This window comes from Spirillospora sp. NPDC000708, assembly GCF_040299565.1.
Lineage (GTDB): Bacteria > Actinomycetota > Actinomycetes > Streptosporangiales > Streptosporangiaceae > Spirillospora.
The window spans coordinates 59,840-81,715 of sequence record NZ_JBEPCJ010000013.1; the positions used below are offsets into that span (position 1 = coordinate 59,840).

The following is a 21,876-nucleotide window of genomic DNA, read 5'->3' on the forward strand; positions in this document are numbered from 1 at the left end:
CGGCGACCGGCGCGGATCAGGCGAAGACGGACCTGGCCCACTTGTAGTCGGACTTCCCGACGGCGGTGCGCTGCACCTCGTCGACCACCTTCACCTCGCGGGGCAGCTTGTACCCGGCGAGGCGGCCGCGGCAGTGTTCGGTCAGCCCGTCCAGCGTGACCGTCGCGCCGGGGCGCGGCGCGACGACGGCGGCGACGCGCTGCCCGAACCGCTCGTCCGGCAGGCCGACGACGACCGCGTCGTACACGTCCGGGTGGTCCTTCAACGCGACCTCGACCTCCTCCGGGTAGACCTTCTCGCCCCCGGTGTTGATCATGAGGGAGCCGCGGCCGAGCAGCGTGATCGTGCCGTCCTCCTCCAGGCTCGCGAAGTCGCCGGGGACCGACCAGCGGGTGCCGTCGGCGTCGGTGAAGAACGTCGACGCGGTCTTCGCCGGGTCGTTGTAGTAGCCGATCGGGATGTGGCCGCTGCGCGCGAGCTTGCCGATCCGGCCGGGCGCGACCACCTTGAGGTCGTCGTCCAGGACGGTGATGCCGGGCCGCATCATGAACCGGGCGGTGCCCTCCTTGGCGTCCACGGACGGCCCGCACGCGCCCGTCTCGGACGCGCCGTAGTTGTCGAGGAACATGATGGTCGGCAGGTGCTCGCGCAGTGCCGCCTTCGCGCCCTCCGTCAGCGGCGCGCCGCCGGACGCGATCGCCATCAGCGAGGACGTGTCGTACGCCCCGGTCGCGACGGCCTTGGCGACCGGGCGGGCCATCACGTCCCCGACCAGCATCAGGACGTTCGCCTGCTCCTCGGCGAGGAGCGTCAGCGCCGTCCCGGCGTCGAAGGCGTGGTCGGTGTAGAGGACGACCTTCGCGCCGCTGAACAGGCCCATGAACGCGACCCACTGGCCGGCGCCGTGCATGACGGGCGCGCAGTCGAGCACGGCCATCGGCGGCTGCTCGGCGTTCGCGGCGATCGCCTCGGGGCTGGTGATGGGGTCGCCGAGGACGTTCCCGCCGCCGAGCGCGCCGAAGAAGATGTCCTCGCAGCGCCACTCGACGCCCTTGGGGTAGCCGGTGGTGCCGCCGGTGTACATGATGTAGCGGTCGTCGCTGGAGCGCTCCGGGAAGTCGTTGCCGGACGCGGCGGCCGCGAGCGCCTCCTCGTAGCCGACGGCGTCCGGGATGTCCGCGGACGAGCCGTCCTCCAGGACGACGACGTGCCGCAGTTTCGGCAGGTCGCCGCGGACCTCCTCCACCTTCTCCAGCAGCGACCGCTCCCCGATGAGCGCGACGGAGTCGGAGTCGGACAGGACGTGGTGCAGCTCCCCGGCGACGTACCGGTAGTTCACCGGGATCGGCACCGCGCGGATCTTGAACGCGCCGATCATCGCCTCGACCCACTCCGCCCGGTTGTAGGCGAGGATCGCGACGTGCTCCCCGGCCTGGACGCCCGCGGCGGCGAGATGGTGGCCGACCCGGCTCGCCCGCTCGTCGAGCTGCGCGTACGTGCGCCGCTCGCCGCCGGCGACGAGGGCGGGGCGCTCGGGCCCCGCCTCCGCCAGGATCTCGAGCAGATCGGCCAGGTTGTAGCTGCGCGCCATGCCACGTCCTCGGATGTCGGGGTGGGTGGGACGCCTCCGATCATCCTCGGCGACCGGCGATCGTCTCAATGGCTGTTGTCATCGAGTCCAATGAGTTCGGTCACACGGTGCCGGCCCGGTCGGCGCGCGTGCCCGGCGGTCCGGTCAGCGCGGCAGCGGGACGTAGGTCAGCTTCGTCGGGACGCCGCTGTCGACCAGCCGGCCGTCCGGTCCGAACGTGCCGAGCCCGAAGTCGTTGTCGTTGATCACCGCGAGCGTGCGGCCGTCGGCGAGCGCCACACCCTCGATCTTGCCGGGGACGCCCGCGACCTTCCCGAGGTCCACGGCCAGGGTCTTCGGCAGCGGCGCGATGCCCGACTCGGACTGCTCCAGCGACGGCGTCGTCCGCTCGTCGTCCCAGCGCATGCCGAGGATGTCGGTGGCCTTGCGCAGGTCGACCCGGTAGATCCGGGCGACGTTGTCAGTGCGCTCGTCCACCAGCAGCTCGTGGTCGTTCACGGCGGTCAGCGCGGAGATCTTCATCTCCTTCTGGTCGCCGCAGTCGGACGGGTCGAACGCGCACACGTCCTCGAACCGGTACGCGTACTCGCCGGACACGCTCCCCTTCCGGAGGTCGAACCGGAACACGCGGGCGATCCGCGATTTCTTGTAGGCGCTCTTGTCCGGATTCGACAGCGGGCTCTGCACCGCGACGTACAAGGACTTACCGTCCGGAGATACGGTCAGGCCCTCGAAGCCACGGTTCTCGGTCCTCTTGTTCAGGATTGAAGGCAGCACCGCCTTCACTGGGTAACCGGCCTTCCCGGTCCAGCCCTGCGGGACGTACCGCTCGATGACGCGTCCGCGGCGGTCCAGGTGCAGCAGCGACGGGCCGTACTCCTCCGCCACCCAGAAGTCGCCGTCCTTCGTGCGAACGAGCCCCTCGGAGTCGATGCCGTCGCCGTTGTAGGCCAGCCGCGTCTTCCCGTCGAGGGTGTACGGCGCGGACTCGCGGCCCTCGACGTTCGGCAGTCCGGTCACGGGGCGGCCCTGCGCGTTCGTGATCGGCAGCGCCCGAGTGATCTTGATGGTGCCCTTGCGGACCCGCAGCTTCACGATTGTCGGGTCGAACGAGGCGACGGGGAACGTCGTGCGGTCCTCGCCGTCCACCGTGACGGTGCCGTTCGGGCCGCGGTCGGTGATCGCCCAGAACTCGTCGCGCGGGGCGCCCTTCTCGTGGAACAGGTCGCTGCCGATCCCGCCGAGCGCCACCCCGTGGTCGTCGGCGACGCTGCCGGGCAGCAGCCCGTTCTGGAACCGCGCGAGCGGGATCCGCGGAAGGGTCGCGCTCTCCGGGGACGGGCGGGACGCGGCGAGCGCGGTCCCGGGGGCGAGCACGGCGGCGGGGCCCGCCGCGAGGGCGAGGCCGGCGATGAGCGTCCGGTAAGGAAATGAGCGATCTGTCACAGCCGGGACCGTAGAGCCCCAGGGTGTCCGGCCGATGATCCCCAGGTGAAGGGCGGGATCGCCGGACCGCCGGATCCGGCCACGCCGAAAGCTTCTTACACCGGTCTTATCTGGGTACCGGCATGCTTGGCCGTAACGATTTCGTATCAGACGGGGGTCGTGGTGAGCGCAGGCACGATGGCGTGGACTCCTCCGACGTGGGAGGAGATCGTCACCGAGCACTCCACAAGGGTGTTCCGGCTGGCGTACCGCCTTACGGGCAACCGGCACGACGCCGAGGACCTGACCCAGGACGTCTTCATCCGGGTCTTCCGCTCGCTGTCGTCCTACAGCCCCGGCACGTTCGAGGGCTGGCTGCACCGCATCACCACCAACCTGTTCCTCGACCGCGCCCGCCGCAAGCAGCGCATCCGCTTCGACGCGCTCGCCGACGACGCCGCCGAGCGGCTCCAGGGCCGCGAGCCGAGCCCCGCCCAGTCCTACGACGAGCGCCACCTCGACGCCGACATCCAGAAGGCCCTGGACGGCCTCGCCCCCGAGTACCGCGCCGCCGTCGTGCTGTGCGACATCGAGGGCCTCACCTACGAGGAGATCGCCGCGTCCCTAGGGGTGAAGCTCGGCACCGTCCGCTCCCGCATCCACCGGGGCCGTGCCCAGCTGCGCAACGCGCTGGAGCACCGCCGCCCCGCCGAGGTCGCGCCGGGCTGACCGCCCGCCGTGCCCCCTTGCCCGCCGGCGGGGGTGACGAGCGTCACTAGTGACCGACGAGTAACTTCGGGCCTACCCTCGGCCCGTGGACATCGTCTTCGACCGCCGCGGCGAAGGCCCGCCGCTGGTCCTCCTGCACGGCATCGGCCACCGCCGGCAGGGCTGGTCCCCCGTCCTGGACCTGCTCGCCGCGGAACGCGACGTCATCGCCGTCGACCTGCCCGGCTTCGGCGAGTCCCCGCCCCTGCCCGACGGCGTTCCCTACACGCTCGACTCCGCCGTCTCCGTCCTCGCCGAGGCGTTCGCCGACCTCGGCCTGGACCGCCCGCACATCGCCGGCAACTCGCTCGGCGGCCTGTTCGCCCTGGAGGCCGCCGACCGCGGCCTCGTCAGCTCCGCCACGGTGCTGTCGCCCGCCGGGTTCTTCAACGCCGCGGAACTGCGCTACGCGTCCTCGGTGCTGCGCGCGTCCCGGCTCGGCGCCCGCGTCCCCGACGCCGTCCTGGCCCGGCTGGCGCGCTCCCCGCGCCGCCGCGCCGCCATGTTCGGCATGATCTACGGCCGTCCGGACCTGATGGACCTGGAGGCCCTCACCGGCGACGCCCGCGCCATGCGCGACGCCGCCGGTTTCGAGCCGACGCTCCGCGCCGGCCGCGCCACCCGCTTCGCCGGCGCCTGCGCGGACGTCCCCGTCACGATCGCCTGGGGCACCAAGGACCGCCTGCTGCTGCGCAGCCAGGCCGTCCGGGCGCAGCGCCGCCTCCCGCACGCCCGGTTCGTCTGGCTGGAGGGCTGCGGGCACGTCCCCATGTCCGACGACCCGCCGCAGGTCGCCCGCGTCCTGCTGGACGGCAGCGCCCACCCGCTCCTCGGCGCCCGCCCGGAGAGCGCCGCGTCCTAACGCCCTTCGGCGCCCGGCGGGACGCACGGCCACCCCGGCCCTGCGTCCCGCCGGTTGGCGCGCCGGGGAACAAGGGGCGGTTGACATGTGTTTGAGCCTTCAACTAACCTCCGGGATAGTCGTTGAAGTTTCAAGCACCTACGTCGCATTGGAGTCACCGATGAGCATCGACACCATCGCCCCGGGCCTGACCGCCGGCACCTGGAACATCGACCCGACCCACTCCGAGGTCACCTTCACCATCCGCCACCTGATGACCAAGGTGCGCGGGTCGTTCACCGAGTTCTCCGGCTCCGTGCAGATCGCCGACGACCTCGCCGGCTCCACCGCGCACGCCGAGATCAAGGTGGCCTCCCTCGACACCCGCAACGCCGACCGCGACGCCCACGTGCGCACCGCGGACGTGCTGGACGTCGAGAACCACCCGACCATGACCTTCAACACCAAGGGCGTGCGCGCCGAGGGCGGCGAGTACTACCTGGACGGCGACCTCACGATCAAGGGCGTCACCCGTCCGGTCAGCCTGAAGGTCGAGTTCAACGGCGTCGCCGAGGACCCGTGGGGCGGCACGCGCGCCGGGTTCTCCGCCGAGACCACGATCAACCGCAAGGACTGGGGCATCGAGTTCAACGTCCCGCTGAAGGGCGAGGGCGCCCTCCTGGGCGACAAGGTCAACCTCCAGCTGGAGATCCAGGCCGTCCGCGCCTGACGAAACCATCCTCCCGGGCGCCCGCCCCGCACGGGCGCCCACCGGAAAGGGCCGTCCCACACCCCGTGGACGGCCCTTTCCCCTTTCCACGGTCCGCCCGGTGCCCGGTCATTCACCGGCCGGGGCCAGGGGGAGGCGGAGGGCGAAGCGGGCGCCGCGCGGGTCCTCCTCGACGCGCAGCGTGCCGCCGTGCGCCTCCGCGATCTCGCGGGCGATGGCCAGCCCCAGCCCAGTGCCGCCAGCGCCGCGGCTGCGCGCGGTGTCCAGCCGTGTGAACCGCTCGAAGACCCGCTCGCGGTCCGCGGCCGCGATGCCGACGCCGTCGTCGGTCACGGTGAGCAGCGCGTGGCCGCCGTCGCGCACCGCCTCCACGGCGATGACCTGGTCGGCGTACCGCTCGGCGTTGTCCAGCAGGTTCCCCAGCAGCCGCACGAGCTGCATCCGCACGCCCCGCACCGTCACGCCGTGCGCGAGCTCCTTCTCGATCTTCACCTGGAACGTGCGGCGGCCGATCTCCGCGCCCGCCAGCGCCGACAGGTCGATCGGCTCCTGCGCGACGGTCCCGCCCGTCCCGATGCGGGCGAGCAGCAGCAGGTCGGTGACGATCGACTCCAGCCGGTCGGTGTCGTGCAGCGCCTGCTCGACGACGGCGGGCAGGTCGTTGTCCTCGGGGTGCATCGAGGCGTCCTCGAGGTTGGCGCGCAGCCCCGCGATCGGGGTGCGCAGCTCGTGCGAGGCGTCCGAGGCGAACTGCCGCTGCCGCCCGACCGCCGCCTCCAGCCGGTCGAGGGTCGCGTTCGCGGTGCGGGCGAGCTGCGCGATCTCGTCCTCGCCGGGCGGCTCGGGCACCCGCCGGCTCAGATCCGTCGCGCTGATCTCGGCGAGCTGGGCGCGGATCGCCTCGACGGGGCCGAGCGTCCGGCCGACGACCCGCCAGGTGACCCAGGCCGCGATCCCGGCGAGGACCGCCACCCCGGCCGCGAGGAGGCCCTCCAGCAGCCCGTTGACGAGGTAGGACGGCATCGGCTCGGCCGCGTACACCACGACCGAGTCGGGCGCGGTGGTGGCGCGGATCGCCTCCGCGACGAGGCACCGCCGGTGCGGCCAGCTCCCGTGGCACTCGGTGAAGTCCCGCACCCGCAGGCCCGGGGACGGCCAGAGCCGGCTGACCGGCGGGCGTCCCGCGGCGGCCGGCGTGGCCTCCCGGACGCGGCCGCCCGGCGCGACGACCTGCACCAGCACGCGGCCGTCGCTGGAGTCGGGGATCGGGCCGCGCAGCGTGCCGTCCCGGACGCCGCCGCTGACCCGCCGCGCGTCCACCTGCGTGCGCTGCAGCAGGTCGTCCCGGACGATCGTGCGGATCGCGAGATCGACGCCGACGGCGCTGACGCCCCACACGAGCGCCGCGATGACGGCCGCGACGACGGTGTCCCTGGCCCTGATCGACCGGGGGCGCATCCGCATGCATCACAGAGTGTCACGGGTTACCGGGTCGCCGGAACAGGTTACCGGCCAGTCACTAAACGTGGCCCGAAATCACTGGCCGGGTTTTCCACCCCCCTAGCCGGGACATCCCGTTTTATGACGGTTCCTCCGAAGCACAGGGACGGACACATGGGCAGGGACGTGGCTTCGGTCACCATCAGCGGCGAAGACCGCCGGCGCTACCGCGACAAGGTCCGCAGATGCCTGGACGTACTGGCCCGCATGCTCGGCGAATCCCAGTTCGACTTCGAACGCCCGCACATCGGCCTGGAGATCGAGCTCAACCTGATCGACGAGCTCGGCGACCCCCTGATGCGCAACGCCGACGTGCTCAAGGCCATCGCCGACCCGGCCTGGGCCACCGAGCTGGGCCAGTTCAACCTGGAGATCAACATCCCGCCGCGGGAACTCGGCGGAGAAGGGACCGGCGCGCTGGAGACCGAGGTCCGCGACCACCTGGAGCACGCCGAGGACCGCGCCGGCGAGGTCGGCGGCGAACTCGTCATGATCGGCGTCCTGCCGACCCTGCGGCGCAGCGACATCGGCGAGGAGACCCTCTCCTCCAACGCCCGCTACAAGATGCTCAACGACCAGATCTTCCGCGCGCGCGGCGAGGAGATGCACATCGCCATCGACGGCCCCGAACCGCTGCGCATGCACACCGACACGATCCTCCCCGAAGCCGCCTGCACCAGCGTCCAGTTCCACCTCCAGGTCAGCCCCGACCAGTTCGGCGCCTACTGGAACGCCGCCCAGGCCATCGCCGGCGCGCAGGTCGCGATGGCCGCCAACTCCCCCTTCCTGTTCGGGCACCGCCTCTGGCACGAGACCCGCATCACCCTGTTCGAGCAGGCCACCGACACCCGCCCCGACGAGCTGAAGTCGCAGGGCGTCCGGCCCCGCGTCTGGTTCGGCGAACGCTGGATCACCTCCGTCTTCGACCTGTTCGAGGAGAACACCCGCTACTTCCCGTCGCTGCTCCCGCTCTGCGACGACGAGGACCCGCTCACCGTCCTCGAAGAGGGCGGCATCCCCGAACTCGGCGAGCTGACCCTGCACAACGGCACCATCTACCGCTGGAACCGCCCCATCTACGCCGTCGTCAAGGGCCGCCCCCACCTGCGCATCGAGAACCGCGTCCTGCCCGCCGGCCCGTCCGTCGCCGACGTCGTCGCCAACGGCGCGTTCTACTACGGCGTCGTCCGCATGCTCGCCGAGCAGGACCGCCCCGTCTGGTCGCGGATGTCGTTCAACACCGCCGAGGAGAACCTGCACCGCGCCGCCCGCGACGGCATCGACGCCACCCTCTACTGGCCCGGCGTCGGCGAGGTCCCCGCCGCCGAGCTCATCCTCCGCAAGCTGCTCCCCCTCGCCCACGAGGGCCTCGACCGCTGGGGCGTCGACCCGTCCCGCCGCGACCGGCTCCTCGGCATCATCGAGCGCCGCTGCGTCACCGGCCAGACCGGCGCCGCCTGGCAGATCGCCACCGTCGACGCCATCGAGGAGTCCACCGCCGCCCCCCGCCACGAAGCCCTCCGCCTCATGACCCGCCGCTACGTGGAGAACATGCGCACCAACGCCCCCGTCCACGAATGGTGACTCCTGTCCCCCAGGGGGCGACCCCCTGGAACCCCCGGCTGCGCGGCTCGCCGCCTCCTCGCTCCGCTGGCGCTCCGCTGCGGGGGCGCGGCGCGCCGGGCATCCCGTTGCGCTCGCTGGCGCTCGCTCCACGGGCTGTCCCGTGAACCTATGGTCGAGGTTCAAGCCCGGGGGCCGGGGTTCGGTCAACACAGAATCTGCACATGTCGGGCACGGGGTGGGCGTTCGGTGTGCTTAGAGTGCGCGTGTGAGCGAGACGCGGATTCTGGTGGTGGAGGACGAGCCGACGATCGCGCGGGCGGTGGCGGACCGCCTCGTCGCCGAGGGGTTCGCGGTGGACACGGCGGCGGACGGGCCGTCCGCCGTGGAGCGGGCCCGCGCGTTCGGCCCGCACCTCGTCGTGCTGGACGTGATGCTCCCCGGGTTCGACGGCCTGGAGGTGTGCCGGCGCGTGCAGGCGGAGCGCGCGGTGCCGGTGCTGATGCTGACGGCCCGCGACGACGAGACGGACCTGCTGGTCGGGCTCGGCGTCGGCGCCGACGACTACGTGACGAAGCCGTTCAGCATGCGGGAGTTGGTGGCGCGGATCCGGGCGGTGCTGCGGCGCGTCGAGCGGCCCGGGGTGGACGCGGCGGGGCACGGGCCGATGCGGGCCGGGCCGGTGGAGGTGGACCCGCGGACGCGGCGGGTGCGGCGGGACGGCCGCGAGGTGCACCTGACGCCGACGGAGTTCGACCTGCTCGCGTGCCTGGTCCGGAACCGGGGCGCGGTGCTGACCCGCGCGGTCCTGCTGGAGCAGGTGTGGGACTGGGCGGACGCGTCCGGCACGCGGGTCGTCGACAGCCATGTGAAGGCGCTGCGCCGCAAGCTCGGGCAGGGCCTCATCCGCACGGTGCACGGCGTCGGCTACAGCCTGGAGGCCGCGCAGTGATGGAGGCGAGGGTTTTCCACAGGCTGTGGACGAGGTGGCCGCGGCCGCTGGACCCGCTGCGGTCCATCAAGATGAAGTTCGGCGTCGTCGTGGTGGTGACGGCGTGCGTCGCGGTCCTCATCGTGCTGTGGGGGTACCCGCTGGGGTTCCGGGCGCGGCAGACGATGCCGGTCGGGGTGCTGATCTCGCTGGTGGTGATCCAGCTCCTCGCGCACGGGATGACGGCGCCGCTGCGGGAGATGACGGCGGCGGCGCGCGCGATGGCGCGCGGCGACTACAGCCGCCGAGTGCGGGCCACGTCCCGGGACGAGGTCGGGGAGCTGGCGCAGGCGTTCAACCGGATGGCCGCCGACCTCGCCGAGGTGGACCGGCAGCGCCGCGAGTTCGTCGCGAACGTCTCGCACGAGCTGCGGACGCCGATCAGCGCGCTGCGGGCGGTGCTGGAGAACGTCGCGGACGGCGTCACGCCCGCGACGCCGGACGTCCTGGAGTCGGCGCTCGACCAGACCGAGCGGCTCGGCCGGCTCGTCACGCAGCTGCTGGACCTGTCGCGGGTGGAGGCGGGCGCGGCGCCGCTCGACCTGGACGAGCTGGACGTGGCGGCGTTCATCGGCGACGTGACGGCGGAGGCCGCGGCGGGCCATCCGGGCGCGCGGTTCGAGGCGGACGTGCCGCCGGGCCTGCGGGCGACGGCGGACCGGGACCGGCTGCACCAGGTCGTCGCGAACCTGCTGGACAACGCGGCGAAGCACGGCCCGGCGGGCCGTCCGGTGACGGTGACGGCGCGTCCGGGGCCGGTGCCCGGCGCGCTGGTCATCGAGGTCGCCGACGAGGGGCCGGGCATCCCGCCGGAGGAGCGCGCGCGGGTGTTCGAGCGGTTCTCGCGCGGCGCGGCGAACGGCCCGCGCGCGGGGACGCCGGGCGGCGGGACGGGTCTCGGCCTCGCCATCGCGAACTGGGCGACGGAGCTGCACGGCGGCGACATCACGGTCCTCGACACCGACGAGGGCTGCCGGATCCGCGTCGCCCTCCCCGGCGGCCCGCCGCGCTGACCCGCGCCGCGGCTCAGCGCTGTTCGTGGAGGGTGAGGAGGGTGTAGGCGGCCACCGTGGAGTCGTCGGTGACGCGGCCGTCGCGGATCATCTCGGCGAACTCGGCGCGCGGGACGAGGCGCTGCCGCATGTCCTGCTCCTCGGGTTCGCGGTCGGCCTCGCCCGCCGTCAGGTCGGTGGCGAGGAAGACGTCGAAGCCCTGGCCGCTCATCCCGTGCGAGCAGTTCAGGTGGCCGAGGTGGGTGAGGGTGCCGGCGCGCAGGCCGGTCTCCTGGGCGAGTTCGAGGCGGGCCAGCTCCTCGGGTTCGGCGCGCCGCCGGTCGGGCAGCGAGCCCTGCGGGAAGCTCCAGGTGCGCCTCCCGACCGGATACCGGAACTCCTCCACCATGTGGAACGCGTCGCCCTCGGCGGGGATGACCAGCGCGAAGTCCGGTTTCTCGATGATGCCGTAGATGCCGCGCGAGCCGTCGAGGCGCTCGACCTCGTCCTCACGGACGAGCATCCACGGGTTCTCGTAGACGATCCGCGAGCCGACACGGCGGACGGCGGGCTGCTCGGTCTCTGTCACGTCATGCTCCCGGGCCGTAGCGGTACACGAGTTCATGGCGGTCGCCCACCACGACGCGGTGGGTGACCTCGACGACGCGGCCGTCCTCGTCGATGCCGCGCCGCCACAGGGTGAGGACCGGCTGCTCGGGGCCGATCCGCAGCGTCTCCTGCTCCTCCGCGCGGGGCAGCCGGCACGTGACGGTCTCCTCGAAGGCGATGCGGTGCCCGGCCTCCTCGAGCCGCGAGTAGATCCCGCCCGGCCCGGTGTCGACCTCGCGCAGCCTCGGGATCTCGTCGACGATGTCGAGGATCACCCAGGTGGTGGCGGTCTGCACGGGCGGTTCGCCCTCGACGCCCTGGACGCGCGCGCGTTCCAGCACCCGGGTGCCCGGCGGGACGTCCAGGTGCCGCGCGAGCCGCTCGTCCGCCTCGACCTCCGCGACGGTGGTGCGGGTGAACGGGCGGTGGCCGTCCCGCTGCGCGGACACGTGGAAGCCGCGCCACGTGCCGACCTGCCGGGTGATGTCGGACGCGGCGCGCCGCACCGGGCGGGCCGTCCGGACCTGCACGCCGGCGCCCTGCCGGGCCTCGACCAGGCCCTGCTCGGCGAGCATCCGCAGGGCGCGCCGGACGGTGGAGCGGTCGGCGCCGAACGCGCGGGCGAGGTCGCGCTCGGAGGGCAGCCAGGCGCCGGGTTCCAGCTCGCCCTCGACGATGCGGGCGGCCAGCGCGCTGGTGATCGCCTGGGCCTTGGTGGGGGGACGCGGCATACCGGATCCTTCTCTGCTGCCTGCCGGGGAGCCTCCCGTGGCATTCTGCCGAACTCGGCGCGGGGCCGGTGCGGTCGGCCTAGGGTAGACCTACCATAGGCCGACCAAGGAGTCCGCGTCGATGTCGCTGATCACGTGCATGCCCGGCTGGCACGGCGAACGTTCGGAGCGGGGGCTGAGGGCCACCCGGGTCACCCCATTGTCGGACTACCAGCTGCTCAACGGCTGCCTGGAGGAGATCTCCGCGCTCGACGAGGGCGAGCTGTGGCTGCTGTGCGACGCCCAGACCCGCCTCGCCGAGCGGGTCGCCACCGCCGAGCGCCTCCGCGGCGGAGCGGTCCCCGGCTGACCGCCGCGGCCCGGCCGGCCGCGGCGGCCCCGGACGCGGCGCGCCGGACGCGGCCCGCGTCAGCTCCGGCGGAAGGTGACGACCTCGGCGCTGTCGCCGACCGCCTCCCGCGCCTGCGGGATGATGCGCTCGCCCGCGTTGTCGGCGAGCAGCGCGCGGGCGCGCAGCACGATCTCCAGGTCGAAGCGCAGGTCCGGGTCCAGCAGCTGGTCGCCGAACAGCTCCTCCAGCTGCCGCAGCCGGTACCGGACGGTCTGCGGGTGGACGTGCAGGCGCATCGCGACCTCGTTGGCGTTGCGGCCCGACTGCAGCCACGCGAGCAGCGTCTCGGCGAGCCGGTCCTGCTGGCTGGCGCGCAGGTGCGACAGCGGCGCGAGGCGCAGGTCGGCGAGGGAGGTGATGAGGCCCTCGTCCTGGAACAGGATCAGCGTGGACATGTGCTCGACGCTGCGGATGACGCCGTCGTGGGCCTCGATGACGCCGCGCTGGACGAGGCACAGCGTCTTGCGCGCCCACTGGATCGAGCGGGCCGCCTCCATCAGCGGGACGGTCGGGCCGACGACGGCGAGGGTGCCGGACAGGGCGCGGTCGACGAGCTTGGCGCGGCCGGGGCCGTCCGGGTCGGGGATGATCAGCGCGGGGGTGCGGCGGGTCAGGTCGGCGAGCACGTCCGGCGGGAACGCGGGCTGCCGGGCGTCCTGCCCGGGACGGCCGAGCGCGACGGCGGCGACGGTGCGCGGCAGCGGCCAGTGCGCGGCGGCGGCGAGGTCGGCGATGGCCTCCTGCGCGGCGGGCGGGTCGGCGAACAGCAGGTCGAGCAGGCGCTTGCGGCGGCGCTGCATCTCGCCCGCGACGGCGGCCTTGGCCTGCGAGAACCCTTCGGCGGCGGCCTTCGCCAGCTCGTCCTGGAACTGCATCAGGGCCTCCCCGACGGCGCCGAGGGTGCGCGGCGAGACCTGCTGCGCCTCGGCGCCCTCGGTGATCCGCCGCCAGGCGACCATGCCGCCGACGCGCATCGCGGACTGCATCGCGTCGAGGCTGCGGCCCTCGCCCGCCTCGCCGCGGCCGATGGCGCGGAAGAAGTCGGTGACCGAGGCGGGCTCGTGGCCGGGATCGGCCACCCGGTCGACGAAGTAGTGCAGCACGCGCTCGACGGCCTGGCGCAGCGTCCCCGAGTAGGAGCCGTCGCCCGGACGGTCGTACTCGCGGACCTTGGTCTGGATCTCCTGGATCATGTCGTCGGCCACCTCGTCGAGGTGCGGCCTCATGTGATCCGCCAGTTCCCTGGGCAGATCCGCCCACGGGCGCCCGAACGTGGTCGAACCATCGTCCGACACGGAACCTCCCCGCCGCTCGTCCCCCTGCGTTGCGCGCCGTACACACGGGGTAATTACTTACTTATGGGACTCGTGTGGGGCAAATCATGACCCGTGCCGTGCCCGGGCGCAAAGTCTAGGTCGAGATACGACCAGGTTCGGCCGGTCGGTTCGATGGTTGTGCACAGTCGGGACCGCCCCTGGCCTGACCGCCCGTCCGGTGCGACAGTGAAGGGCACAGGCGAGCATGCGCACGTCACGGACCAGCATGCGTGAGGTGGTGCCCGGTGTCCGCGAACCCGGCCGGCCGCGTCCCCGCGAAGGCCCTCGCCGCCGGCGGCCGCGCCGTCGACGACCGGTTCGGCGGGGCCGCCTTCGCGCGCAAGGCGCTCCGCAAGGCGTTCCCCGACCACTGGAGCTTCCTGCTCGGCGAGATCGCCATGTACTCGTTCGTCATCATCGTGCTGACCGGGGTGTTCCTCACCCTGTTCTTCGTCCCGAGCATGAACGAGACGGTCTACGACGGGTCGTACGGGCCGCTGAAGGGCGTCCGGATGAGCGAGGCGTACGCCTCCGCGCTGCACATCAGCTTCGACGTGCGCGGCGGGCTGCTCATGCGGCAGATCCACCACTGGGCCACCGACGTCTTCATGGCGGCCATCACCGTCCACCTGCTGCGCAACTTCTTCACCGGCGCGTTCCGCAAGCCCCGCGAGCTGAACTGGCTGATCGGGATCGTGCTGTTCATGCTGGTAATGGTGAACGGCCTGTTCGGCTACTCGCTGCCGGACGACCTGCTGTCCGGCACCGGCATCCGGATCCTGGAGGGCGTGCTCGCGTCCGTCCCGCTCGCCGGCTCCTACCTGGTGATGTTCGTGTTCGGTGGCGAGTTCCCCGGCACCGACATCATCCCGCGGCTGTACGTCGTCCACATCCTGCTGATCCCGGGCATCCTCCTCGCGCTGATCCCGCTGCACGCCGTCGTGCTGACGTGGCGGCAGACGCACACGCAGTTCCCCGGCAAGGGCAGCACCAACACGACCGTCCGCGGCTACCCGTTCTTCCCCGTCTTCATCGCCAAGACCACCGCGTTCTTCCTGTGGGTGCTCGGCGTCACCGCGCTGCTCGCCGCGTTCTTCCAGATCAACCCGATCTGGCTGTTCGGACCCTACGACCCCGCCGCGATCAGCTCCGGCTCGCAGCCCGACTGGTACATGGGCTGGCTCGAAGGGGCGCTGCGGATGATGCCCGCCTGGGAGATCGACGCGTGGGGCCACACGGTCCCGATGAGCGTGCTCGTCCCGGCGCTCGGCGTGCCCGGCCTGCTGTTCACCGGCCTCGCCGCCTACCCGTTCGTCGAACGCTGGGTGACCGGCGACAGCCGCGTCCACCACCTGCTCGACCGGCCCCGCGACGTCCCGGCCCGCACCGGCATCGGCATGGGCGGCGTCGTGTTCTACGGGGTGCTGTGGGCGGCGGGCGGCAACGACGTCATCGCCGACCGGTTCGACGTCCCGCTGTTCTGGACGACCTGGTTCTTCCGCTGCGCGATCATCCTCGGCCCCGTCCTCGCCTACGCCGTCGCGTACCGCATCTGCCTCGGCCTCCAGCGCCGCGACCTCGGGCTCGTCCGGCACGGGCTGGAGACCGGCGTGATCCGGCGGCTGCCCGGCGGCGAGTACATCGAGGTGGAACGGCACCTCCCGGCCGAGGAGACCGCGCGGATCACCGACGACCGCCCGCCCGCGGCCGTGTCGCTGGACCGTCCGGACACCAAGGGCGTCGAGCCGCCGGAGCGGCGCTCCGGCCTCGGCCGCGTCCGCATCGCGCTGAACCGCCGCTTCGTCCACGACCTCGCCGACCCCGATCGCGCCGCCCCCGATCGCGCCGAGGAGGAGCGGCCCGCGATCGGCCCCTGAGTCCCCGCGGTGGGTGTGCCCGCGCGCGGCGGCCGGTGCCCCGGCCCCGCCCGCCCGCGCGGCTCCCCTCCGCGGTGCACCGCGACCCGCGCCGTCGTGACGGGCGGGGCGGGTCAGCCGCGGGTGGTCGGGCGGTCGTGGCGGGGGGCGGGGGCGACGGGGACGTCCTCGTCGGTCTGCGGGGTCTCCTCGCGGCGCGCGTTGCGGCGCGCCCGGACGGCCCTGGTCAGCGGTTCGACGCCGCGCGCGAGCACGGGTCCGGCCACCGCGAGGATGAGGACGTACGCGGCGGCGAGCGGGCCGAGGCGGGCGTTGGTGCCGGCGCTGACCGCGAGCCCCGCGATGACGATGTTGAACTCGCCGTGCGGGATCAGCGCGACGCCGGCGCGCAGCCGCCCGGTGACCGCGACGCCGGCGCGGCTCGCCGCGAACCAGCCGGTGGCGAGCTTCGTGCCGATGCTCACCAGCGCCAGCAGCGCGGCGATGCCGAGCACCGGGGGCAGGTCGTGCGGGTCGGTGTGCAGGCCGAAGAAGACGAAGAACACGGCGGCGAACAGGTCGCGCAGCGGCGACAGCAGCTTGTGGGCGGTGTGCGCGAGCGACCCCGACAGCGCGATCCCGACTAGGAACGCTCCAACGGCCGCCGACACCTGCAGCTGCTGCGCGATCCCGGCGACCAGCAGGGTCAGGCCCAGCACCTTCAGCAGCAGCACCTCCTCGCTCGGCGAGGAGACGAACCGCTCCACCCAGGCGCCGTGCCGCAGCGCGACGAACAGGATCACCGCGATCGTGGCGGCGGCGACCGCCAGCGCCACGGCGCCGCCGACCAGCCCCGCCCCCGCGAGCAGCGCAGTGAGGATCGGCAGGTACGCCGCCATCGCGAGGTCCTCGAACACCAGCACCGACAGCAGCGCGGGCGTCTCCCGGTTGCCGAGCCAGCCGAGGTCGCCGATCACCTTCGCGGTGATGCCGGACGAGGTGACGTAGGTGATGCCGCCCATCGCGACCGCCGCGACCGGCCCCCAGCCGAGCAGCAGCGCCGCCGCGACGCCGGGCGCCGCGTTCAGCGCCATGTCGGCGAGGCCGACCGGCGCGGACGTGCGCAGGGTGCCGACCAGCTCGTCGGCGGTGTACTCCAGGCCGAGCGTGAACAGCAGCAGGATGACGCCGACCTCGGCGCCGATGGACACGAAGTCCTCGCTGGTCGTGAGCGGGTAGACGCCGCCGGACCCGAACGCGAGGCCGGCGATGAGGTAGAGCGGGATCGGGGAGATCGAGAAGCGGACGGACACGGCGCCGAGCATGCCGAGGGCCAGGATGATCGCGCCGAGTTCGATGAGCTGGACGGCCGACTCCATGCGGGGTCAGCCGTCGGCGAGGATCGCGGCGACGGCCGCCGTGCCCTCGCCCGTCCCGACGACCACCACCACGTCGCCGGCGGCGAACACGAAGTCGGGCCGGGGGCTGGCGAACACCTGCCCCTCGCGGACCACCGCGACGATGGACGCGCTGGTCCGGGTGCGGGCCTGGGTGTCGCCGAGCGGGCGGCCGACGTAGGGCGAGCCCGGCGCGATCGGCAGCTGCTCGGTGACCAGCCCCTCGACCTGCCGGTGCAGCTCGGCGAGGTGCTCGACGATCCGGCCGGTGCCGAGCAGCTCGGCGATGGCGTTGGCCTCCTCGGCGGTCAGCGCGACCGTCGCGACGCAGCTGTCGGGGTCCTCGCGGTCGTAGACGACGAGGTCGCGGCGGCCCGACCGGTGCGAGATGATGCCGAGCTGCCGGCCCCGCTCGGTCGTCATGACGTGTTGCAGGCCGATCCCCGGCAGGGCGGTCCGTTCGACGTCCACGGTGATGCGTCCTTCCCTCTCTGGCGGCCCCTTCAGGTGGCCCTCTCCGGCGGCCACCGCCCGGCCCGTCGCCGCGGCAGGTCACGGGACGGTAACCGGCAAGACCGGCCATCATCGCAGATAACGGACGCCGGGGTCACCTCCCGTCCCGGCCATCATCCCCCGCCGCGCCCCAGGTCAGCGCGGGCGGGCGGGCTCGTCGAGGACCAGGTCGGGGCCGAGCGCCGCGAGGGCCGTCGGGGTGAGCCCGAACATGCCGCGGAACGTCCCGCTGAGATGCGACGGCGACGCGAACCCCGCGTCGGCGGCGGCGCGGGTGAAGTCGTGGCCGGCGGCGAACGCCTCGGCGACCCGCAGGATCCGCGCCCACTGCACGTAGCGGCGGAAGCTGGTGCCGGCCTGGTCGGAGAACGTCCGCAGGAAATGGGAGCGGGACAGCCCCGCCTCGCGCGCGGCGTCCTCCGCGCGCTGCGGCCGCGCCGGATCGTCGCGGATCCGCGCGGCGGCGCGGGCGATGCGCGGGTCGCGGGGCTTCGCGACGGGGATGCTGGCCGCCGCGAGCAGCCGCTCGACGTCCACCTCGTCGCGGGTGGCGAGGTCGATGAGCTCGGCATCGCGGTGGTGGTCGCTGCCGAACCCGCCGGCGGTGCGCCGCATGCCGCCGAGGCACCGGGCCATCCGCGCGGACGTCGGGTCGAAGAAGCAGAACAGCATCCGGCCCGTCCCGCCGACGACCTCGTGCCGGACCCTGGCGCGGAACAGGAAGCTGCGGACGGTGCGGACGGGCAGGCCGTCGGCGCGGACGGTGAAGGGCGCGTCGAGGCCGACGCCCAGGCAGGCCACCGCCGTGGAGTGCGGGCCGAGCCCGAGCGAGGGCCCGACGTAGACGACGTGCCCGAGCCGGACCCACAGCCGCACGCGAGCGCACGTTCGTGGAAGCGCCGGTGCGGCCATGCGGTGAAGCATAAGCGCCGTGAACACTCGCGAACACAGCACCGGCACCAGGCCCTTCGACCAGTCCACCGGCACGCCCGCCGCCACGCCCGCCGGCGAGCCGGACCGCGGCGCGCTCGCGTCCGCGCTGCGCGGCCTCGCCGCCGGCCGGATCGTGCTCGGCGCCGCCGCCATCGTCGCGCCGCACGCGATGGCCAGGGCGTCCGGGGTGCGCCCGTCACCGGAGCTCGGCTACATGACCCGCGTCTTCGGGGCGCGGGCGATCGCGCTGGGGCTCGGGTACCTGACCGCGCCGGGACCCGAGCGGTCCCGCTGGCAGCGGCTGGCGCTGCTGGTCGACACCCTCGACACCGCCCACGGCGCCGCCCGGCTCGCCCGCGGCGGCCTCCCGCGCCCCACCGCGCTGGGGTACACGGCGCTGACCGGCGCGTACATGGCGATCGGCGCGACCCGCCTGGTCCGCGACCTGTCCTGACCGCCGGCGCCAGCGCACGCTGGGCGGTTCCGGCGGCAGTGGCGGGACCGGTCCAGATCGTGGCGATGCGGGAGACGTACCGCCGCTCGCGGGGGTCGAGAGGAGAGGCTCGCATATGCGGGGGCGGAATGCGCTCGGAGAAGACGTCCGGCCGTCCCGAACCTCGGTGGGACGGCCGGACGCCTCAGCCCGCTCTACCAGTGGTGCCCGTGGTCGCCGTGGTCGCCGTGGTCACCCCAGCCGCCGTGGTGGCCGTGGTCGCCGTGGTCGCCCCAGCCGCCGTGGTGGCCGTGGTCGTCGTGGTCGCCCCAGCCGCCGTGGCCGCGGTCCCGGACGCATCTGTGCCAGTAGGGGTCCCAGTGGGTGCCCCACGGGCAGTGACGCGGATACGCCCGGGCGGCCGTGGCCGTCTCCGCCGCGCTCGCCGAAGCGGAGGCGGGGGCGAACGCGGCCAGGCCGGCCGCCATGGTCAGGCCGGCGGCGGTCAGCACCGCCGAGCGCAGCGGACTCGGGATCTTCATTTCTCCTCCAGGGGTTCGGGGCCCTTCCGGGGCCCGTGCTTCCTCACCTCCTCTACCCGCTGCGCAACCGCGCGACTACTCGCCGTAAGTAGATCCTTAAGCCTCTGACCAGCTCATTCGATGCTCCGGCGGGATCGGCGGACGGGCGTTGAACGCCGCCGGACGCGGCGCCGTAACACCTCCCGTAGATCGTCATCTCGGGAGCTGGAGGGCTCATGAGGCGCCGGAACGCCGCGAGGGAACGTCGTCTGCGTACCGTGGTCGGAACGAGCGTGGCGGTCGCCGGCGCGGCCGGGCTCGTCGCCGGGTCGCTGTACGCCGTCCACACCGGAGATGGGCCGCAGGCGGCGAAACTCGCCGGCGACGCCCAGACACGGAACGCACAGGCCGGGGGCGCGCGGGCCAATGGCGCGCGGGCCAATGGCGCACAGGCCGGGGGCGCGCGGGCCGCGGGAACGCAGGCGCGGGCGGCGGCGCTCGCGGCGCGGGTCGCCGGGCGGCTCGGCGGCCGCACGGCCGGCGGGTACCTGGACGCGGCGGGACGGCCCGTCGTCACGGTCGCCACCGCGGCGGACGCGGCGATGGTGCGGTCGGCGGGCGCCGTGCCGAAGATGCTGCGGACGAGCCCCCGGACCCTGGCCAGGACGACGGCCGCGCTCCGCCGGTCGATGGCGGGGACGCCCGGCACCGGATGGGCCGTCGATCCGGCGACGTCGCAGGTCGTGATGTGGGTCGACGACTCGGTGAAGGGCGCGCGGATGGCCGGGGTCCGCCGCGAGGCAGCGAGCATGGGACCGGCGGTGCGGATGGTGCGGGTCCCGGGGCGGCTGCGCACCCTCGCGCTCGGCGGCGACGCGATCTTCGGGGGCGGCGCGCGCTGCTCCCTGGGCTTCAACGTGCAGCGGGGCGGGCAGCCGTTCTTCCTCACCGCCGGGCACTGCGGGAACATCGTGAAGGACTGGACCGCCGACCAGGAAGGCGCGCAGGCCCTCGGCACGACGGTGCAGAGCGACTTCCCGGGCAACGACTTCGCGCTCGTCCAGGCGACGGACGGCGGGCAGAGCGCGGTCGACCTGCACGACGGCACCGCGCAGCCGATCGCGAAGGCCGCGGACGCGGTGGTCGGCCAGCAGGTCGCGCGCAGCGGGAGCACGACGGGCGTCCACACCGGGCGGGTCACGGCGGTCGGCGCGACGGTGAACTTCCCCGAGGGGACGGTCACCGGCATGATCCAGACGACCGTCTGCGCGGAGCCGGGCGACAGCGGCGGGCCGCTGTTCAGCGGGAACACCGCGCTCGGGCTGACGTCGGGCGGGTCGGGCGACTGCCGGACCGGCGGCGTCACGTTCTTCCAGCCGGTCACCGAGGCGCTCCAGACGTTCGGCGCGCAGCTGCCCTGAAGCGGGCGCCGGGGGTCGCGCGGGGCGCCGCGTCACATTACGCGGGCCCGCCCCGTCATGGAGGTATCAGCATCGACACCGCCATGAGGAGATCACCATGAGCGCCCGGATCGACTTCTACGGGAGCGACGTGGCCATGAAGGTCGCGAAGTACCTGAACTCCGCGGGCAGGGCCCTCGCCGACACGAGCCTCCCGGCCGCGACGCAGGAGCTGGTGAGGATCCGCGCGAGCCAGATCAACGGCTGCGGCTTCTGCCTCGACATGCACACCAAGGACGCCGCGGCCGCCGGGGAGACCCAGCAGCGGATCAACCTGGTGGGCGCGTGGCGGGAGGCCACGGTCTACACCGACGCCGAGCGCGCGGCGCTGGAGCTGACCGAGGAGGGCACGCGCCTCGCCGACGGGTCCGGGGTCAGCGACGAGACCTGGGCGAACGCCGCCGAGCACTTCGACGAGGAGCAGCTCGCCGCGCTGGTGGGGCTCATCGCCGTGATCAACACCTACAACCGGCTCAACGTCATCACGCAGCAGCCCGCCGGCGACTACCAGCCCGGCCAGTTCGGCTAGGCCGGGGCACGGCGCGGGCCAGCTCACCCCCGAGTACGCCGACGCCCTCGTCGACCGCCTCGTCCTCGTCACCGGGGCCTGATCGGACCGGGCGGAGCCGGCGGCACCAGGAAAGGCATTGTCGGGATACAGGCGACTCTGGATACTTGGCGAATGATGTCCTCGATCGCGGCATTCGTCGGCGCGGCGTTCCTGATCGCGATGGTCCCCGGCCCCAGCACCGCCGTGATCCTGCGGCGCTCGGTGATGCACGGCCGCGTCAACGGCATGGCGACGGTCCTGGGCAACGAATGCGGGGTGTTGCTCTGGGGCCTCGCCGCCGCGTTCGGCCTGTCGGCCCTGCTGCTGGCCTCGCGCCTGGCCTACGACGCGATGCGCATCACGGGCGCGGTGGTCCTCGTCTACATGGGGGCGCGCGCGCTGTGGAAGGCACGGCACAAGGCCGACGCGGACGAGGAACCGGCCCCGGCCGCGGCCGTCTCGCACGGGCGCGCGTTCCGGCAGGGCCTGATCACCAACTTCGCGAACCCGAAGGCGGGCGTGTTCGCGGTGTCGTTCCTGCCGCAGTTCGTCCCGCACGGCGCGCCCGTCCTGGCGACGCTCGTCCTGTTCTCGGTGATCTGGGCCGTCGTCGACATGATCTGGTACCTGCCGATGGTCTGGCTGGCCGGACGGGCCCGCGCGCTGCTGCAGCGCGCGTCGATCCGCCGCCGGATGGAGCAGGTCTCCGGGCTCGTCCTCCTCGGCCTGGGCATCCGCCTGGCCGCCGAGTCCTGACGCGCCGGC

The 21,876-nt window shown here is 73.4% G+C and carries 22 protein-coding genes; 12 read left to right on the forward strand and 10 right to left on the reverse strand.

Features of this window, described 5'->3' with window-relative positions:
* Nucleotides 1-16 precede the first annotated feature (16 nt).
* Together ABT299_RS12345 and ABT299_RS12350 are read right to left on the reverse strand one after the other, a co-directional pair.
* Complete coding sequence (locus ABT299_RS12345; RefSeq protein ID WP_500250751.1) at nt 17-1,591, reverse strand: acyl-CoA synthetase; 1,575 nt, start codon at nt 1,589-1,591, stop codon at nt 17-19.
* A 144-nt stretch (nt 1,592-1,735) separates the two neighbouring features.
* Complete coding sequence (locus ABT299_RS12350; RefSeq protein WP_500250752.1) at nt 1,736-3,037, reverse strand: esterase-like activity of phytase family protein; 1,302 nt, start codon at nt 3,035-3,037, stop codon at nt 1,736-1,738.
* Nucleotides 3,038-3,214: 177 nt separating this feature from the next.
* Between ABT299_RS12350 and sigE the strand changes: the two genes are divergently transcribed.
* The 3 genes from sigE (at nt 3,215) to ABT299_RS12365 (ending at nt 5,355) form a co-directional block, all read left to right on the forward strand.
* Nucleotides 3,215-3,745 (forward strand): RNA polymerase sigma factor SigE, encoded by a 531-nt coding sequence (gene sigE / locus ABT299_RS12355; RefSeq protein WP_190865485.1) that lies wholly within the window; start codon nt 3,215-3,217, stop codon nt 3,743-3,745.
* An 85-nt stretch (nt 3,746-3,830) separates the two neighbouring features.
* A complete protein-coding gene (locus ABT299_RS12360) occupies nt 3,831-4,646 on the forward strand; it encodes an alpha/beta fold hydrolase (RefSeq protein WP_387027991.1) in 816 nt (271 codons plus the stop codon).
* A gap of 160 nt (nt 4,647-4,806) precedes the next feature.
* Entirely contained in the window at nt 4,807-5,355 is a 549-nt protein-coding gene (locus ABT299_RS12365; protein WP_190865423.1) for a YceI family protein, read from the forward strand.
* Nucleotides 5,356-5,463: 108 nt separating this feature from the next.
* On the opposite strand, the gene ABT299_RS12370 is transcribed toward ABT299_RS12365, so the two are convergent.
* Nucleotides 5,464-6,819 (reverse strand): sensor histidine kinase, encoded by a 1,356-nt coding sequence (locus tag ABT299_RS12370; RefSeq protein ID WP_500250753.1) that lies wholly within the window; start codon nt 6,817-6,819, stop codon nt 5,464-5,466.
* A gap of 150 nt (nt 6,820-6,969) precedes the next feature.
* Between ABT299_RS12370 and ABT299_RS12375 the strand changes: the two genes are divergently transcribed.
* The 3 genes from ABT299_RS12375 (at nt 6,970) to ABT299_RS12385 (ending at nt 10,422) form a co-directional block, all read left to right on the forward strand.
* Nucleotides 6,970-8,439: a glutamate-cysteine ligase family protein gene (locus ABT299_RS12375; RefSeq protein ID WP_190865427.1), complete on the forward strand. Its 1,470-nt coding sequence runs from the start codon at nt 6,970-6,972 to the stop codon at nt 8,437-8,439.
* 247 nt (nt 8,440-8,686) lie between these two features.
* Nucleotides 8,687-9,370: a response regulator transcription factor gene (locus ABT299_RS12380; RefSeq protein ID WP_387027997.1), complete on the forward strand. Its 684-nt coding sequence runs from the start codon at nt 8,687-8,689 to the stop codon at nt 9,368-9,370.
* The gene (locus ABT299_RS12385; protein ID WP_190865431.1) at nt 9,370-10,422 is read left to right on the forward strand and encodes a HAMP domain-containing sensor histidine kinase; all 1,053 of its coding nucleotides are present in this window, start codon (nt 9,370-9,372) and stop codon (nt 10,420-10,422) included. Before ABT299_RS12380 ends, ABT299_RS12385 begins: the two co-directional genes overlap by 1 nt.
* 13 nt (nt 10,423-10,435) lie before the next feature.
* On the opposite strand, the gene ABT299_RS12390 is transcribed toward ABT299_RS12385, so the two are convergent.
* Together ABT299_RS12390 and ABT299_RS12395 are read right to left on the reverse strand one after the other, a co-directional pair.
* Nucleotides 10,436-10,990 carry an ADP-ribose pyrophosphatase gene (locus ABT299_RS12390; protein ID WP_500250754.1) on the reverse strand — a complete coding sequence of 185 codons (555 nt, stop codon included), beginning with the start codon at nt 10,988-10,990 and terminating at the stop codon, nt 10,436-10,438.
* A gap of 1 nt (nt 10,991) precedes the next feature.
* Nucleotides 10,992-11,741, reverse strand: coding sequence for a GntR family transcriptional regulator (locus ABT299_RS12395; RefSeq protein WP_500250755.1), 750 nt, complete (start codon nt 11,739-11,741; stop codon nt 10,992-10,994).
* 121 nt (nt 11,742-11,862) lie between these two features.
* Between ABT299_RS12395 and ABT299_RS12400 the strand changes: the two genes are divergently transcribed.
* Entirely contained in the window at nt 11,863-12,090 is a 228-nt protein-coding gene (locus tag ABT299_RS12400; protein ID WP_190865437.1) for a hypothetical protein, read from the forward strand.
* Between the two features lie 59 nt (nt 12,091-12,149).
* On the opposite strand, the gene ABT299_RS12405 is transcribed toward ABT299_RS12400, so the two are convergent.
* On the reverse strand, nt 12,150-13,427 hold the full coding sequence (locus ABT299_RS12405; RefSeq protein WP_190865439.1) for a PucR-like N-terminal domain-containing protein: 1,278 nt from the start codon (nt 13,425-13,427) through the stop codon (nt 12,150-12,152).
* Nucleotides 13,428-13,693: 266 nt separating this feature from the next.
* Between ABT299_RS12405 and qcrB the strand changes: the two genes are divergently transcribed.
* Nucleotides 13,694-15,325, forward strand: a complete 1,632-nt coding sequence (gene qcrB, locus ABT299_RS12410; RefSeq protein WP_500250756.1) for a cytochrome bc1 complex cytochrome b subunit — start codon at nt 13,694-13,696, stop codon at nt 15,323-15,325.
* Nucleotides 15,326-15,438: 113 nt separating this feature from the next.
* Here the strand turns inward: qcrB and ABT299_RS12415 are convergent, their stop codons facing one another.
* From ABT299_RS12415 to ABT299_RS12425, 3 genes are all read right to left on the reverse strand, one after another.
* Nucleotides 15,439-16,683, reverse strand: coding sequence for a cation:proton antiporter (locus ABT299_RS12415; RefSeq protein WP_387028002.1), 1,245 nt, complete (start codon nt 16,681-16,683; stop codon nt 15,439-15,441).
* 6 nt (nt 16,684-16,689) lie between these two features.
* Nucleotides 16,690-17,172 (reverse strand): cation:proton antiporter regulatory subunit, encoded by a 483-nt coding sequence (locus ABT299_RS12420; protein WP_173097922.1) that lies wholly within the window; start codon nt 17,170-17,172, stop codon nt 16,690-16,692.
* A gap of 177 nt (nt 17,173-17,349) precedes the next feature.
* Nucleotides 17,350-18,090, reverse strand: coding sequence for an AraC family transcriptional regulator (locus ABT299_RS12425; protein WP_500250757.1), 741 nt, complete (start codon nt 18,088-18,090; stop codon nt 17,350-17,352).
* A gap of 55 nt (nt 18,091-18,145) precedes the next feature.
* Here ABT299_RS12425 and ABT299_RS12430 point away from each other — a divergent pair, with 55 nt between their 5' ends.
* Nucleotides 18,146-18,601, forward strand: a complete 456-nt coding sequence (locus ABT299_RS12430) for a hypothetical protein (RefSeq protein ID WP_500250758.1) — start codon at nt 18,146-18,148, stop codon at nt 18,599-18,601.
* A 194-nt stretch (nt 18,602-18,795) separates the two neighbouring features.
* Here ABT299_RS12430 and ABT299_RS12435 read toward each other — a convergent pair whose 3' ends face one another.
* Entirely contained in the window at nt 18,796-19,122 is a 327-nt protein-coding gene (locus ABT299_RS12435) for a hypothetical protein (protein ID WP_190865448.1), read from the reverse strand.
* Between the two features lie 257 nt (nt 19,123-19,379).
* Here ABT299_RS12435 and ABT299_RS12440 point away from each other — a divergent pair, with 257 nt between their 5' ends.
* From ABT299_RS12440 to ABT299_RS12450, 3 genes are all read left to right on the forward strand, one after another.
* Nucleotides 19,380-20,522: a S1 family peptidase gene (locus ABT299_RS12440; RefSeq protein WP_500250759.1), complete on the forward strand. Its 1,143-nt coding sequence runs from the start codon at nt 19,380-19,382 to the stop codon at nt 20,520-20,522.
* Nucleotides 20,523-20,619: 97 nt separating this feature from the next.
* A complete protein-coding gene (locus ABT299_RS12445; protein WP_387028009.1) occupies nt 20,620-21,090 on the forward strand; it encodes a carboxymuconolactone decarboxylase family protein in 471 nt (156 codons plus the stop codon).
* A gap of 153 nt (nt 21,091-21,243) precedes the next feature.
* Complete coding sequence (locus tag ABT299_RS12450) at nt 21,244-21,867, forward strand: LysE family translocator (protein ID WP_500250760.1); 624 nt, start codon at nt 21,244-21,246, stop codon at nt 21,865-21,867.
* Nucleotides 21,868-21,876 lie beyond the last annotated feature (9 nt).